The organism is Martinezella sp. CNPSo 3964, assembly GCF_057784375.1.
In genome coordinates this window covers 59,200-73,401 of the sequence record NZ_JBXSOW010000007.1, presented here as the reverse complement: position 1 = coordinate 73,401, position 14,202 = coordinate 59,200, and the positions used below count along the sequence as shown (strand labels likewise).

Here is a 14,202-nt window from a genome sequence, read left to right as displayed (position 1 = left end):
TTTTCCATCCAGAATGCAGAAAGAAGCAAGGCAGAGCCCTTTCGCGATTCGAAGAAAAGCGGAAGTGCTCTTGCGCCTGCCTGAAATAGGACTTGAGTTTTTTTATGGCCGCGTTCAAAGGCGAGCGTCAAACAGGATGAAACCCATGCTGCCGAGCCAGCTTTCCTCCGGCGATGTCATCGCCGACCGTCGCGCCGATTATGCGAAGATGCTTGCCGAAAGCGGCGAGCCTGCAAGCGCTGCCGAACTGATGGAGCAGGCGCTGGAGCTGGTTCCTCGCTGGGCGGCCGGCTGGTTCACGCTTGCGACCTATCGCGAGAAGGCCGGCGATGCGCCGGGCGCGATCGCAGCGCTGAACGAGGTGCTGGCGCTCGATGAAGGTGATGTCTTTGGCGCCCGCCTGAAGCTTGCGGTTCTCGGTGGCGCTGAGGTGCCCGATCGGCCGCCGAGCCTCTATGTTGAGCGACTGTTCGACGACTATGCCGATCGCTTCGAAACCTCGCTGGTCGAGAAGCTCGGCTATACCGTTCCCGGCAAGCTCGCGGCGCTGATTGCCGAGACTGCCGGTATCCCGAACCATTTCCGCCTCGCCGTCGATCTCGGCTGCGGCACGGGGCTGCTCGGGCCGGAAATCCGCGCGCGCGTCGATCGGCTCGAAGGCTACGATCTATCGAAAGGCATGCTTGCCAAGGCGGCCGAGAAGAGTGTCTATGACTATCTCGGCCAGGCCGACCTGTCTCTGGAGCCGGATCTCTCTGGCGTGTTTGAGGAAGGGCTTGCCGCCGGCCGCGCGGATCTGGTGACAGCTGCTGATGTGCTGATGTATCTCGGCAATCTGCAAGGCGTGATGGCGATCGTGCGCAAGCTTTCGACTGATGACGCAATCTTCGCCTTTTCCGTCGAGGATGCGCAACAGCCGGGCGGTTACGTGCTGCGCGATTCCCTGCGGTTCGCCCACTCCGAGGCCTATGTCAGAGAAATTTTGGCCGCCCACGGCTTTACGGTGCTGGATCTCACCCGCAGCGTCATTCGCATGGATGGCGGAAAACCGGTCCACGGCATTCTGTTCATTACCCACAAATCGGCCTGACGATTGCGAATCTTGCGAATTTAAAATAGGTCAGCATTGCTTACGTATTTTCGCTTGATTGTTATCGGCGCTTTCAGCAAAAAGCCTGGAAACCCAGGGGAAAGCACATGGCGAACGCAAAGAGCGCATTTGGCGTCTGGAATACTTCCGCGACCCGGCATTCGTGGATTGAGGATGTTCAGGGCATCGTCTCCGGCAGTCTGATTTCGTCGCTGGGGCTGTTCTGCCTCTCGAGCGCAGGCCTCTTGACCGGCAGCACCGCCGGGATTGCCTTCCTTCTGCATTATGCGATCGGCGTGAACTTCGGCCTGGCCTTCTTCGTGGTCAATCTGCCGTTCTTCTATCTGTCGCTGAAGCAGCTCGGCACGGTCTTCACCGTCAAGACCTTCATCGCCATCACGTTGACCTCGCTGCTGACCAATGTGCAGCCGTTGCTCTTCGATGTCGCGCATATCAATGCGCTGTGGTCGGCGCTTCTCGGCGGCATCCTGCTCGGCTTCGGGCTGCTCGCGCTCTATCGTCATCGCGCCAGTCTCGGCGGCGTCGGCATTCTTGGGATTTATCTGCAGGAACGTTTTGGTGTCAGGGCAGGGCTGGTACAGCTGGCAATCGATCTATGCGTGCTTGCTGTTGCTTTCGCGGTGACCACACCTCCGGTGGTCATCTGCTCTGTCATCGGCGCAATCGCGCTCAACCTCTTCGTCGCGATCAATCATCGCTCGGATCGCTACATAGCGCTGTAAAGCTGAGGCTTACTGCTTGCGGGTCTCGTCGGATTCGACGATCGCAGCTTCGTGATACCAGCTGTCGAATGCAGCCGTCGCAATGGTCGGGCCGATATCCGGGGTGAGGTTCACCTTCGGACGCTGGCTGACCGCCGTGGAGCGGGCCGTGACGGGAAACTGATAGATCTTTGCGGTTTCGTGCCGGGTACCGATTGCCATTCGTTGTCTCTCCCTTTTTGGTGTTCAAGCGGGCGCGCTTCAAGAGACAGCTCATATATAGCAAAGCCGAAGGCAAAGATCACCATTCCGCTTAAAAAAAATGCTAAATGATGAAATTATAGGCAATTCGACAATCGTGCGGTCGATGCCGTTTCTTTGATCTGCTGGTTTTCTGATCCATTCCCGGGGACGACAAGCCTGCGACATCTTGTCAGCTCCGTTGGAACGACGCAGGCGATTTGAAAAAGAATCCGATGGTTGGCGCCCGGAAATCTTGCCCGAACATGACTGATTCATAAAAATCTCACCTGACGAGCCAGGTGTCGATGCGATTTGGCACGGCAAATGCATCTCCCTCGGCAGCCGTTCGTAGTGAGGAATTTTCCGGCGGGCGCGCCGGCCAAGTTTTCCTACTTCGCCTGATTAACTGTTATGAGGTGCGTAATGACGAAGTTTAAGCTCGAGTACATCTGGCTCGACGGATATACCCCAGTACCGAACCTGCGCGGTAAAACGCAGATCAAGGAATTCGACGCATTTCCGACGCTCGAGCAGCTTCCGCTTTGGGGCTTCGATGGTTCGTCGACGATGCAGGCCGAAGGCCGCAGCTCCGATTGCGTGCTGAAGCCCGTCGCCATCTATCCGGACCCGGCCCGTACGAACGGCGCGCTCGTCATGTGCGAAGTCATGATGCCGGATGGCGTCACCCCGCATGAATCCAACAGCCGCGCGACCATCCTCGACGATGAAGACGCATGGTTCGGCTTCGAGCAGGAATACTTCTTCTACAAGGACGGCCGTCCGCTCGGCTTCCCGGAATCCGGCTATCCGGCTCCGCAAGGCCCGTACTACACCGGCGTCGGCTACAAGAACGTCGGCGATGTCGCTCGCGAAATCGTTGAAGAGCACCTCGACCTTTGCCTGGAAGCAGGCATCAACCATGAAGGCATCAATGCCGAAGTGGCCAAGGGTCAGTGGGAATTCCAGATTTTCGGCAAGGGCTCCAAGCGCGCCGCCGACCAGATCTGGATGGCTCGCTACCTGCTGCTGCGTCTGTGCGAAAAGTACGGCATCGACATCGAGTTCCACTGCAAGCCGCTCGGCGACACCGACTGGAACGGCTCCGGCATGCACTGCAACTTCTCCACCAAGTTCATGCGCGAAGTCGGCGGCAAGGCCTATTTCGAAGCGCTGATGGCTCAGTTCGACAAGAATCTGCACGACCACATCGCGGTCTACGGCCCGGACAACCACATGCGCCTGACCGGCAAGCATGAAACTGCTCCGTGGAACAAGTTCAGCTACGGCGTTGCCGACCGTGGCGCTTCGATCCGTGTCCCGCACTCGTTCATCAAGAACGATTACAAGGGCTACCTCGAAGATCGTCGTCCGAACTCTCAGGGTTGCCCCTACCAGATCGCTTCCCAGGTTCTGAAGACCATCTCAGAAGTTCCGACGGCTGGTTTCGCTTCTGAAGCTGCCTGATTGTTTTCGCGCTTGGCTTGTCAAGCACAGGAAAGTCGATGAATGACGCGGGGTTTCGGCCCCGCGTTTTTCGTTTTGAGGTTATCAAGCAGCGGCTGTCGCCCAGACTCTCCTAGGCCTGCTGCCAACTCCGGACTCCGTCATCCTCGGGTCAAGCCCGAGGATGACGGAGCTCAAGAGGCGCATTCAGGCATACAGCACGTTCAGAGAAACCAAGCTCAAGCAGCCTTATTCGCCGCGTCCACCGGATGCAGTGCGCGGAAACCGACGGCGAGGCGGTTCCAGATGTTGATCGTGCCGATCGCCACCGTGATCTTGACGATGTCTTCTTCGCTGAAATGCTGCTTCAGCGGCTCATAGTCGGAATCCGGAATGCCGGTCTGGGCGATCTTGGTGACCGAGTCGACCCAGCGCAGCAGGGCACGTTCGCGATCGTCATAGACGGGCGATTCCCACCAGACGCACATCAGGTTGATCCACTGCTCGCTGAGACCGTCGTGCCGGGCTTCCTTCACGTGCATGTCGACGCAATAGGCGCAGCCGTTGATCTGCGAGGCGCGAAGCTTGATGAGATGGATGAAGCGGCGCTCCAGGCCACTGCTCTGGACGAAGTTTTCGAGCGCGGTAACGGCCTTGTAGGAGTCGGGCGAAGCTTTGGCAAAATTGAAACGGGGATGCATGGTCTTCTCCTTGGGTTCGGGTCTTTCGGTTCAGTTTTTCGTCTTGCGTTCATGAAGCTCGAGAAAGGCGCAGCCTCTCGCGGCAATTCCGCCATCCGTGTCCGTCTCTCTAAGATCGGTCAGAATGTCGGCAATGGTGGTCTTGGCGAGTTCTGCGCGGTAAACACGTTCGGCCGCCAGCATGGCGGCATTGATGCCGCAGGGCTTGACGAAATAGAGCCCTTCCAGCGGGTTCGGACCGCGCTGGCGGATTTCCGAACAGCGAAAGGCAGGCGCCGGACCTTCGGCGGCCAGCACGATGTCAAGCAGTGTGATCTCCTCCGGCTTGCGCGCCAGCCGGTAGCCGCCCTTCGGCCCCGGCACGGTGTCGAGAATGCCGGCGCCCGAAAGCGCCTGCAGATGCTTCAAGAGATAGCTGACCGAGATGCCGTGAAATTCGGCAAGTGCAGCCGCAGAAAGCACGCCGCCTTGAGACAATCCCGCCAGCATGCTGACGCAATGGATGGATTGTTCGACGCCGTCTCCGAGTTTCATCTTCGTGCCCCTCTAATTATGGATATTTTTTATCTATGATTATCGTGGGAGTCAAGTGAGGAATGCGGATAGTGTTATTATTTGGCGGATGAGCGCGAAATGCCCGGTTATGACTGGCACCAGAAGAGGGTTCCATCATCCTCGGGCTTGACCCGAGGATGACGGTGCGGATGGAAGCCGATGGACCTAAGGCGGTCTTGGTGAAAGAACGTGCTGCCCATCGTTGTGCTTCTCTAAACCTCCCCGCTTCTCATCCGCCGCATATCCATTACATTTACCCCGTGGACCACATCGACGCTGCACACCCTCTTGCCTTGCCTGCCCCTTTCCTCCGCTGGTTTGCGGAAAAGGGCTGGCAGCCGCGTGCCCATCAGCTGGAGCTGCTGGGCCGCGCCGAGGCAGGCGAAAGCACGCTGCTGATTGCGCCCACAGGTGCGGGCAAGACGCTCGCCGGCTTCCTGCCGTCGCTGACGGACCTCACGCGCCGCGGCAAGATCCCGCCGGGCTCGGCCTTTACCGGCATCCATACGCTCTACATTTCCCCGCTGAAGGCGCTCGCGGTCGATATCGAGCGTAACCTGATGAAGCCTGTTTCGGAAATGGGTCTGCCTGTATCGGTCGAGAACCGCACCGGTGATACGCCGAGCGGCAAGCGGCAGCGGCAGAAGCTCAATCCGCCCGATATCCTGCTGACGACGCCGGAGCAGGTGGCGCTGCTGCTCGCCAATCGCGAGGCCGAGCGCTTCTTCAAGGATCTGAAATACATCGTCTTCGACGAGCTGCATTCGCTCGTCACCTCCAAGCGCGGCCATATGCTGTCGCTCGGCCTTGCTCGCATCCGCAAGCTGGCGCCGCGCGTCCAGACCATCGGCCTTTCGGCGACGGTTGCTGACCCCATGGACCTGCAGAAATGGCTGGTGGCGCAAGAGCCGGGAAAGGAACGCCATGCCGGCCTCGTCATCGTCGAGGGGGGCGCCAAGCCTGATATTTCGATCCTGTCGACGGAGGAGCGCATCCCCTGGTCCGGCCACTCCGCCAAATATGCGATCCCGGATATCTATCGCGAGCTGAAGGCGCATCGCACGACGCTCCTTTTCGTCAACACGCGCTCCCAGGCCGAAATGCTGTTTCAGGAGCTGTGGTCGGCCAATGACGATAACTTGCCGATCGCCCTGCATCACGGCTCGCTCGATGTCGGCCAGCGCCGCAAGGTGGAAGCAGCCATGGCGGAAAATCGGCTGCGCGCCGTCGTCGCCACCTCGACGCTTGATCTCGGCATCGACTGGGGCGATGTCGATCTCGTCATCCATGTCGGCGCGCCCAAGGGTGCCAGCCGCCTTGCCCAGCGCATCGGCCGCGCCAATCACCGTATGGACGAGCCGTCGAAGGCGATCCTGGTGCCGGCCAATCGCTTCGAGGTCATGGAATGCCAGGCGGCGCTGGATGCCAATTACATCGGCGCGCAGGATACGCCGCCGATCGGCGCCGGCGCGCTCGATGTGCTCGCCCAGCATGTGCTCGGCATGGCGTGCGCCGAGCCCTTCGACATGCTGGAGCTTTATGATGAGGTGCAGAGTGCCGCTCCCTATGCCGAGCTTTCCTGGGAAACCTTCGAGCGCATCGTCGATTTTGTCGCCACCGGCGGCTATGCGCTCCGGACCTATGAGCGCTATGCCCGCATCCGCAAGACTGCGGATGGGCGCTGGCGCGTCTCCAATCCTCAGGTCGCCCAGCAATATCGCCTGAACCTCGGCACGATCGTCGAAGAGGCGATGCTGAACATCCGCCTGGTGAAGCGCAATGCGCTGGGCTCACTTGGACGAGGCGGCGCACCGCTCGGCAAGGTCGAGGAGTATTTCGTCGAGCAGCTGGCACCCGGCGACACCTTCCTCTTTTCCGGCAAGGTTCTGCGCTTCGAAGGCATTCGCGAGAGCGAGTGCCTGGCGTCGCAGGCCTTCTCGCTGGACCCGAAAATCCCCTCCTATGCCGGCGGCAAGTTTCCGCTCTCCACCTACCTCGCCGATCAGGTGCGGGCGATGATTGCCGATCCCGACCGGCGGCACCGCCTGCCGGACCAGGTGCGCGACTGGCTGGAAATTCAAAAAGAGAAGTCGCTGCTGCCGAAGCGCGACGAATTCCTCATCGAGACTTTCCCGCGCGGCAGCCGCGCTTACCTCGTCGCCTATCCGTTCGAGGGCAGGCTGGCGCACCAGACGCTCGGCATGCTCCTGACCCGAAGGCTCGAGCGCGCCGGCGCCAAGCCGATGGGCTTCGTCGCGACCGATTACTCGCTCGGCATCTGGGGATTGGAGGATATGGGGCTGATGATCGCCAACGGCCATCTCAGCCTCTCCGACCTCTTCGACGAGGATATGCTCGGGGACGATCTCGAAGCCTGGCTCGACGAATCCTTCCTGTTGAAGCGCACCTTCCGCAATTGCGCCGTGATTGCCGGCTTGATCGAGCGCCGGCATCCCGGCAAGGAAAAGACCGGCCGGCAGGTGACCGTTTCGGCCGATCTGATCTATGACGTGCTGCGCAGCCACGAACCCGACCATATCCTGCTGCAGGCAACGAGGCAGGATGCGGCGACCGGGCTTTTGGATATTGGCCGACTTGCGGATATGCTGAAGCGAATCAAGGGCCATATCACCCATCGCGCGCTGGATCATATCTCCCCGCTCGCCGTACCGGTGATGCTGGAAATCGGCAAGGTGCCGGTGCCGGGCGAGGCGCACGATTCCCTGCTTGCGGAAGCGGCTGACGATCTGATCCGCGAGGCGATGGAATAGGTATGATCCCGTGAGATCATGCGAAATGGACGACGAAGGTAGACGATCAAGGTGATGCACCGCTTGGCGCTGGCGCGAGACATGAACGGACAGGGAAACGGTGCGACGGCCACGTCAGGCGTCGAGACCGCCGTTCAGGGCGTTGCCGCCGTCTGCGATCCCCTCGGCGCGCTTTATCTGCCCGATGCCGGCATTCTCGTCGTCTCAGATCTGCACCTGGAGAAGGGGGCGGCTTTCGCCCGTCGCGGCATGATGCTGCCGCCCTATGATACGCTGGCGACGCTCACCGTTCTTTCTGCCGTCATCGGCCGCTACGATCCGAAACTTGTGGTTTCTCTCGGCGACAATTTCCATGACCGGGTCGGGTCGCAGCATCTGCCTGAGGAGTTTCGAAGCCTCATCGTCAGCATGGCCCGCGGTCGCGAATGGATCTGGATCAATGGCAATCACGATCCGGATGGCACGGTCGATCTCCCCGGCCATTCGGTCGACGAGATGCACTACGGCGGCCTGACCTTCCGTCACGAACCGAGAGCGGGGCAGCACGCGGGCGAAATTGCCGGTCATCTGCATCCCGCCGCCACCGTTCGGCGCCGGGAAAAATCGGTGCGCCGCCCATGCTTCGCAACGGATGGCGCCCGGCTGCTGATGCCAGCCTTCGGCGTGATGACCGGCGGCCTCGACCTGCGCCACAAGGCCATGGCCGGTCTTTTTGCGCGGGAAAGCCTGATCGCGCACCTGCTCGGCCGCGACCGCATCTACTCCGTCCGCTTCGGCAATCTCTCGGCCTAGAGCATGTTGCGCAGAGGTGTGCAGCGGCTTTTCGTCTGCAATTGCGCGATCATTTTCAGGCGACTTTCACCGGCTCGCATCGTAGAGCCACCGCACCATGCTTGACCGAAGCCTATCTTGAGATCGTCAATCGCCGGAAAGGCGGCTGATCAGTTCTTCCGGAAGATGAAGCTCGCGCCCCAGCCGGTGACGAGGGCCAGCAACACGGAGAAAATGCCATAGGTAATTGGCCGCTGATGTGCCGCATCCGTGATCATCTGCTCGATGCCAGTCTTAATGACCCGCAGCGGCAGCGATTTCTCGCTCAGGAACTTGCCGCTCTTGAAGAGATAAGCACGTACCGTATGCACCCCGTTCGGCACATCGGCCGGGACCCTGAGCGTCGCCTTGAAGAGCGACGAGCTGACGAAGCGGACGCCGGCGGGATCGCTCTCATAGAGCCCGCCTGACTTCTGCAGGCGCCGGAAGGCGTCGCGGAATTCCGGAACATCGCCGACATTGCCGACGAAGCCAATGGGCGCCAGCGGAATATGGTCGACGCCGATGCCGCGATCGCTGAGCTCGAGCGGCGTGGTGATGTTGTCAACGGCGCGCGTGCTCGACAGCGAATAGGCTTCCGGCACATGCTCGAACGTCATCGAGCGGGTGTTAACCCATATGCCGAAGACGCGCTCTTTCCGGCGCACCGTTGCGTTTTCGCGCGGGCCTTCCAGCACAACGACAATGTCATACTGGCCGATCGCCAGAAGCAGCTGGTCGGTATTGGAAAGTGCTCCGAAAATCGTCAGATCCGCGCCGGTGAAATCCGAGGTGATGGCGATCTCGCTCGTCGAGGTGCCGATCTCCATCGTCTCCCGCGCCGTGGTCGAGGTCGTGGGCTGATCGAGCAGCACCTGCGCCTGTGCCAAGAACGGAGTGAGCAGCAATGCGGCGGCGATAAGCAGTCCGGACATTCTCATCGGCTCACCCCTTCCATGATGACCGAGTAGATGTCGGCGGGGGTGATTACGAGTGTAACGACGAGGCGAAGGCCGACGGCAAGGACGAGGAGGCCGAGGAGCGCACGCAATTGTTCGCCGCGCAGCTTCTGGCCGACGCGAACGCCGTATTGTGCACCGATGACGCCGGCTACCATTAGCAGGAAGGCCAGGATGATGTCGACGGAATAGTTGGTGGCTGCCTGGACGATGGTCGTGAACGCGGTGACGAAAATGACCTGGAAGAGCGAGGTGCCGACGACCACATTGGTCGGAACGCGCAGCAGATAGATCATGGCAGGCACGAGGATGAAGCCACCGCCAATACCCATCGGCGTCAGCATGCCGACGAAGAAGCCGAGGCCGATCACCGGAATGGCGCTGAGATAGAGCTTGGACTTCTTGAAACGCAGTTTTAACGGCAGCCGCTGTACCCAGTTATGATGGCGCGGCTTGCCGGTTGCCGGAGGCAGTTTGCCGGCCGCGCGGCGCATCGCCCGCACACTTTCCCACAGCATCAGCGAACCTACCGTGCCGAGCAGGAGCACGTAGATCAGCGAAATGATCAGGTCGATCTGACCGAGCCTTCGCAAAAGCACGAACAGCCAGAGGCCAAACGTCGCCCCTGCCAAACCGCCGGCAAGTAGGATCGCGCCCAGCTTCAGGTCGAGCGAGCCGCGGCGAAAGTGGCTGAGCGCGCCCGATACCGAGGAGGCGACGACCTGATTGGAGCCGGTGGCGACGGCAACGACCGGCGGGATATTGTAGAAAATCAGAAGAGGCGTGATGAGAAAGCCGCCACCAACGCCGAACATGCCGGAGAGAAACCCTACGGCTGCCCCCATGCCGAGAATAATGAAAATATTCACCGACAATTCTGCGATCGGCAGATAGATCGTCACGCCTTGTTCCCATTTGCAGGCTTTTTCGGCGCGGTGACCGAAGCCCATTTCCCCTTAAACGGCGGATTCTAATCTGAAATCATTGCCAGAGCCTTAGGAAAGGTCGCACTGCCACAGTTTTCGAATTGCCGGTTTTACTTTAATCCGCGTTTTTCCACTTTTCTGTGACGCTGCATAGCGGCGTGGCCGGCACCGGCAGGGGATGCGGCAGTCTTGAGCTTCCTAAACAAAATGCCGGCGTCGTCGCGCCGGCATGTCGATTGATCGCTTTCACACGAGATCCTGGCCCTACTTGTTGCGGGCGAGCAGCTCCTTGACGACCTGATCGGTGACCCGTCCGTCTGCCGGCAGACCGACAGACTTCTGGAAGCTCTTCAGGGCGGTGACCGTCTTGTCCCCCATGGCGCCGTCGGGCGCGCCAGCGTCGAAGCCATTCTTGTTGAGGATGGCCTGAATGTTGCGGATCGCCTTCTTCATGTCGATGGAGGCTGTGTTCACGCCCTTGCCGGTGGTCCATTCGTCGGGGATGTCGGTGCCGTTGGTCTTCGGGTCGGCCGGCTGCACTTTCCAGAGGTCGACCTTGGCGCGGGCGCTTTCGAGATCGGCCGGCTTCATGGCGTTGGCGACTTCGTCACGTTTCTGGGCGGCGTCCTTGTCGCCGCTCTTTGCGGCGATGGCGAACCATTTGTAGGATTCCTGCAGGTCCTGTTTCACGCCGTTGCCGCGCGCATAGAGGATCGCGAGGTTGAACTGGCTGTCGGAGACGCCAAGATCGGCGGCGCGGATGAACCAGTTTGCCGCGCTATCGTAATCCTGCGGTCCTGCTGTACCCGAGGCGTAGAGAACCGCGAGATTGTGCATGGCGCTGGCATTGCCCTGGTTGGCCGCCTGCTCGTAATACTGCTTGGCCTTGACGAGGTCGCGATCGACACCGTTGCCTTTCTCGTACATGCTGGCGAGGCGATACTGGGCGGGGGCATAGCCTTTATCGGCCGAAAGCTGATACCAGCTCGCTGCCTGCTTCATGTCGGCCGCAACGCCGCGACCATCCGTATAGCGGGCGCCGATTTCGAAGAGCGCAACCGGATCGGCCGATTTGGCGGCGGCGACGAGTGACGGCGGCTGGATGCCGTCAGGCACCGCAATCTCCGGTGCTGCCGGTGCGGCAGCAGGAGTTGCGGCGGCCGTATTGTCCGTCTGAACAAAGGCGGTGGCCTGCTGTGTGGGTGCGCTGCCGGCAGGGGCCAGGGCTTCGCTTGCCGTCTGGTTGCCGTCGAGCGGGGTCGCTGCCGTCAGGCGATCATTTGCCGGAGCGGCGGCGGGATCGATGGCTGTAGGCGCCGGCTGGGCTTCCGCCGTCTCCGTCGTGGAGGCCGAGGGTGCAGCGGCCTGATTTGCAGCAGGCTGCTGATTGCTGGCGACGGGGTTCACATTGGCGACGACGGTATTGGTCGCGGCGCTGTCCGCAGGCGCGACCATCGTCGACACTTGGGCTGGGGGCGGTGCTTTCTGACCCCGCGTCAGTGTGTTTGCCAGCGGATAGGCCATGATGGCGAGCATGACGGCGCCTAATGCAAGCAGGATCGGCCGACGGAAGCGCGAGAACGCGCCGCCCTTCTTGGCGTCCTTCTTGGAGGCAGGAGCCGAGCGCTGCGTCTGGTCGACTTCCATGGCGGCGGCCTGCGCCGCGCGTCGGGCGGCCGCAATATAATCGGCCCGCTCGTTTTCGGTCGGTTGACGGGCATTTCCGCTCCGCGACGTGTTCTGGCTGGCGCGCACGCGCTCCAGGATCTTCTTGATGTCAGGCGCGCCGGAACCCGGTTCCAGCAGCTCGTTGGCCTCTTCGCCGGGCATCACGTCGGCGGGATCGATCGACGGAGCCTGCTCGATGACGGGGCGGTCCGGCGGAAAGATCGGCTCGGCCTTTTCCGGCATGAAGAAACGCTTGCCGAGGCTGGCAAACAGGCTGGTCTTGCCGCTCTTCTTGGCAGCAGCCTTGATTTCAGCCTTCGTATTGGCGTCGATCGCCTGTGCGACCGCGACTTCGGCGGAAACCGAGGCGTCGGCGGGCGCAACCGTGCGGATGATGGGACCAGCTTTCTGCTGTGCTGCCATCGGCGGCTTCAACGCCGGAGCATCCTCTTCCGCGAAGACGTCGCTTTCGAAGGCAGCTGCAGGCATGGCAGGCGCCGGCTTGCGCTGTTCCATGTGGTCGAGCCGGTCGGCGATTTGAAGCAGCGTGTCGTGCAGCGCCTCGAACGTGCGGTGCGTGCGTTCGTCGCTGGCGCGGCTGAGGTCTTCGAGATGGCGGAGGTCCTCGGCAAGCGCCGTCAACGCGGCCATGTCGGCCGGCTGCGCACCGTGGCCCATGCCGCCTTCGCGCGAATAGGCTTCGACGACGGTTTCCGCCGCATGACGGGCCGCCTCGATGATGTATTCGTCGTTGGTCGCCATATAGTCTTCGATCGCACTCATCCGGCGATCGAAATCCGGGGGCAGATGATCGGCAGCGGCCCGCGGCTCGGCAGTCAGCAATGTCGAGAGATGGGCGATCTGCTCTTCAAGATTGCGCAGCGCCTGCGTATCCGTCGGCGGTGCTGCGGTGCTCGCTTCCAGCCGGGCCGCGATGTCGGAGAGGCGGCCTTCGAGCCGGCGCGCCATGCTGTCGTCAAAGCTTGCAGCCGACGCTGCCGGATGGAAATCGATCTCGTCGATGCGGCGGGCGAGATAATCCAGCCGGTCCGCCAGCGCGTTGCCGACCGAGCCATGTTCCAGCGCGTCGATCTTGTGGGAGATATCGGCGAGATAGGTGACGAGTTCCGGCTGCGGTGCGGCCTTCTGCGACCGCTCCATCAGATGCGAAAGCTGATCCAGCCGCTCTTCAAGGCGGGCGACGGCCTTGGCGCTGCCGAGTTCATCGATGCGCATGGCAAGCGCTTCGAGACGGCCTGAAAGATCGTCGGCGGGCTGGCGGCGGCCCGCATCGCGGCTCATCAGGTCGATCTGGTCGGCAAGGCCGCTGAGGCGTCCTTCCAGCCGCTGCATGGCCTGGTCTTGCGGCTGCATCATCGAGCCGAGGCTTTCCATCGCGGTTGCGATCGTCAGCAGCTTGGTTTCCAGCGCGTGCACGGCCGGGCTGTCGTTCATGCCGCCGAGATGCTGCTTGATGTCATCGAGGCGATAGGCCAGCGAAACGAGCTCGTCCTGCAGGCCCGACGTGTCGATAGCCTTCACCTGGCGCTCGACATGGTGCAGCGACTCTTCACGGGCGAGACCGTCCATCAGCGAGCGTAGCTCGTCGAACTCGGCTTTCAGACCAATGGTTTCCGGCTGGCCGGCGAGCTGGTTGATGCTGTCGGCAAGCCGGGCCATGTCTTCGCGGACATCGGCGACGAAATGCTTGTCCTCTGTGTTTTCGCGGATATCGCGGATTTCGGCGCGCAGCGCGGTGACTTCGCGGGTCACGCTCTCGGCGATGTCGCGCTTGAGATCCTGACGAAGGTTGACGAGTGCCTGGGCGATATCGACCGGGGCTTCGGAGGCGACAGCAGCGCGCATCGGCTGGCGCTGCGGGTAGTTGTCGACGGGGCGCCGCACTGGTTGCGGTTCCGCATGCGCGATTTCCTCGCGCCGCGCCTGCAGACGCTCGCGGTTCGCTTCCAGCGTGCGCTGGCGCTGACGGATTTCGGCAAGCGGGTCGGAGCGAAGGTCACTTTCCTGCCGGTCGTTGCGCAGCGGGCGCTCATAGGGGCGACTGGCATGCTGCTCGCGTTCGGGGCGGGACGGCATCCGCTCCGGTGCGGCTCGCTCGGGGGCAGGCGCATAGCCGACAGCGACGCGCTGGCGTGTATCGCGCGCGGCGGCGGTTCCCATCAGCCCTTCGATGCGTGCCTCCAGTCCCTCGATCGTGCGGCTCAGAGCATCCAGCGACGTCCAGTCGCCCGTACCGGTAGGATTTGATCGCGATCCGCTCATATCTTTTGCTCGCCTTGAACTATGGACCACC

Annotated in this window: 11 protein-coding genes; 5 read left to right on the top strand and 6 right to left on the bottom strand. The window is 61.5% G+C overall.

Annotation, left to right across the window (positions count from 1 at the left end; all coding sequences use genetic code 11):
- Positions 1 to 145 precede the first annotated feature (145 nt).
- A complete protein-coding gene (locus tag AC13Q5_RS21365) occupies positions 146 to 1,090 on the top strand; it encodes a class I SAM-dependent methyltransferase (RefSeq protein ID WP_488503066.1) in 945 nt (314 codons plus the stop codon).
- A gap of 107 nt (positions 1,091 to 1,197) precedes the next feature.
- Complete coding sequence (locus AC13Q5_RS21360; protein WP_075855273.1) at positions 1,198 to 1,833, top strand: YitT family protein; 636 nt, start codon at positions 1,198 to 1,200, stop codon at positions 1,831 to 1,833.
- 9 nt (positions 1,834 to 1,842) lie between these two features.
- Here AC13Q5_RS21360 and AC13Q5_RS21355 read toward each other — a convergent pair whose 3' ends face one another.
- Positions 1,843 to 2,034, bottom strand: a complete 192-nt coding sequence (locus AC13Q5_RS21355) for a DUF2735 domain-containing protein (protein WP_075855272.1) — start codon at positions 2,032 to 2,034, stop codon at positions 1,843 to 1,845.
- 444 nt (positions 2,035 to 2,478) lie between these two features.
- Here AC13Q5_RS21355 and AC13Q5_RS21350 point away from each other — a divergent pair, with 444 nt between their 5' ends.
- Complete coding sequence (locus AC13Q5_RS21350) at positions 2,479 to 3,519, top strand: glutamine synthetase beta-grasp domain-containing protein (RefSeq protein ID WP_488503065.1); 1,041 nt, start codon at positions 2,479 to 2,481, stop codon at positions 3,517 to 3,519.
- 218 nt (positions 3,520 to 3,737) lie between these two features.
- Here the strand turns inward: AC13Q5_RS21350 and AC13Q5_RS21345 are convergent, their stop codons facing one another.
- Positions 3,738 to 4,199, bottom strand: coding sequence for a carboxymuconolactone decarboxylase family protein (locus AC13Q5_RS21345; protein ID WP_457878718.1), 462 nt, complete (start codon positions 4,197 to 4,199; stop codon positions 3,738 to 3,740).
- 30 nt (positions 4,200 to 4,229) lie between these two features.
- Positions 4,230 to 4,733: an RrF2 family transcriptional regulator gene (locus AC13Q5_RS21340; protein ID WP_488503064.1), complete on the bottom strand. Its 504-nt coding sequence runs from the start codon at positions 4,731 to 4,733 to the stop codon at positions 4,230 to 4,232.
- Positions 4,734 to 5,014: 281 nt separating this feature from the next.
- Here AC13Q5_RS21340 and AC13Q5_RS21335 point away from each other — a divergent pair, with 281 nt between their 5' ends.
- Both AC13Q5_RS21335 and pdeM read left to right on the top strand, forming a co-directional pair.
- Positions 5,015 to 7,525 carry a ligase-associated DNA damage response DEXH box helicase gene (locus tag AC13Q5_RS21335; RefSeq protein ID WP_488503063.1) on the top strand — a complete coding sequence of 837 codons (2,511 nt, stop codon included), beginning with the start codon at positions 5,015 to 5,017 and terminating at the stop codon, positions 7,523 to 7,525.
- 54 nt (positions 7,526 to 7,579) lie between these two features.
- A complete protein-coding gene (gene pdeM / locus AC13Q5_RS21330) occupies positions 7,580 to 8,317 on the top strand; it encodes a ligase-associated DNA damage response endonuclease PdeM (RefSeq protein WP_488503062.1) in 738 nt (245 codons plus the stop codon).
- A gap of 149 nt (positions 8,318 to 8,466) precedes the next feature.
- Here pdeM and AC13Q5_RS21325 read toward each other — a convergent pair whose 3' ends face one another.
- The 3 genes from AC13Q5_RS21325 to AC13Q5_RS21315 all read right to left on the bottom strand — a co-directional run bounded on the left by AC13Q5_RS21325 (position 8,467) and on the right by AC13Q5_RS21315 (position 14,171).
- Positions 8,467 to 9,276, bottom strand: coding sequence for a TIGR02186 family protein (locus AC13Q5_RS21325; RefSeq protein WP_488503061.1), 810 nt, complete (start codon positions 9,274 to 9,276; stop codon positions 8,467 to 8,469).
- Positions 9,273 to 10,196 (bottom strand): sulfite exporter TauE/SafE family protein, encoded by a 924-nt coding sequence (locus tag AC13Q5_RS21320; protein ID WP_075855480.1) that lies wholly within the window; start codon positions 10,194 to 10,196, stop codon positions 9,273 to 9,275. Before AC13Q5_RS21320 ends, AC13Q5_RS21325 begins: the two co-directional genes overlap by 4 nt.
- Before the next feature lie 288 nt (positions 10,197 to 10,484).
- Positions 10,485 to 14,171 (bottom strand): peptidoglycan-binding protein, encoded by a 3,687-nt coding sequence (locus AC13Q5_RS21315; RefSeq protein WP_488503060.1) that lies wholly within the window; start codon positions 14,169 to 14,171, stop codon positions 10,485 to 10,487.
- Positions 14,172 to 14,202: the final 31 nt, after the last annotated feature.

What these genes read in the sequence shown, in the direction of transcription:
- AC13Q5_RS21365 (WP_488503066.1), top strand. Translation starts at nt 146, where the DNA reads ATGCTGCCGAGCCAGCTTTCCTCCGGCGATGTCATCGCCGACCGTCGC.
- AC13Q5_RS21360 (WP_075855273.1), top strand. Translation starts at nt 1,198, where the DNA reads ATGGCGAACGCAAAGAGCGCATTTGGCGTCTGGAATACTTCCGCGACC.
- AC13Q5_RS21355 (WP_075855272.1), bottom strand. Translation starts at nt 2,034, where the DNA reads ATGGCAATCGGTACCCGGCACGAAACCGCAAAGATCTATCAGTTTCCC.
- AC13Q5_RS21350 (WP_488503065.1), top strand. Translation starts at nt 2,479, where the DNA reads ATGACGAAGTTTAAGCTCGAGTACATCTGGCTCGACGGATATACCCCA.
- AC13Q5_RS21345 (WP_457878718.1), bottom strand. Translation starts at nt 4,199, where the DNA reads ATGCATCCCCGTTTCAATTTTGCCAAAGCTTCGCCCGACTCCTACAAG.
- AC13Q5_RS21340 (WP_488503064.1), bottom strand. Translation starts at nt 4,733, where the DNA reads ATGAAACTCGGAGACGGCGTCGAACAATCCATCCATTGCGTCAGCATG.
- pdeM (WP_488503062.1), top strand. Translation starts at nt 7,580, where the DNA reads ATGCACCGCTTGGCGCTGGCGCGAGACATGAACGGACAGGGAAACGGT.
- AC13Q5_RS21325 (WP_488503061.1), bottom strand. Translation starts at nt 9,276, where the DNA reads ATGAGAATGTCCGGACTGCTTATCGCCGCCGCATTGCTGCTCACTCCG.
- AC13Q5_RS21315 (WP_488503060.1), bottom strand. Translation starts at nt 14,171, where the DNA reads ATGAGCGGATCGCGATCAAATCCTACCGGTACGGGCGACTGGACGTCG.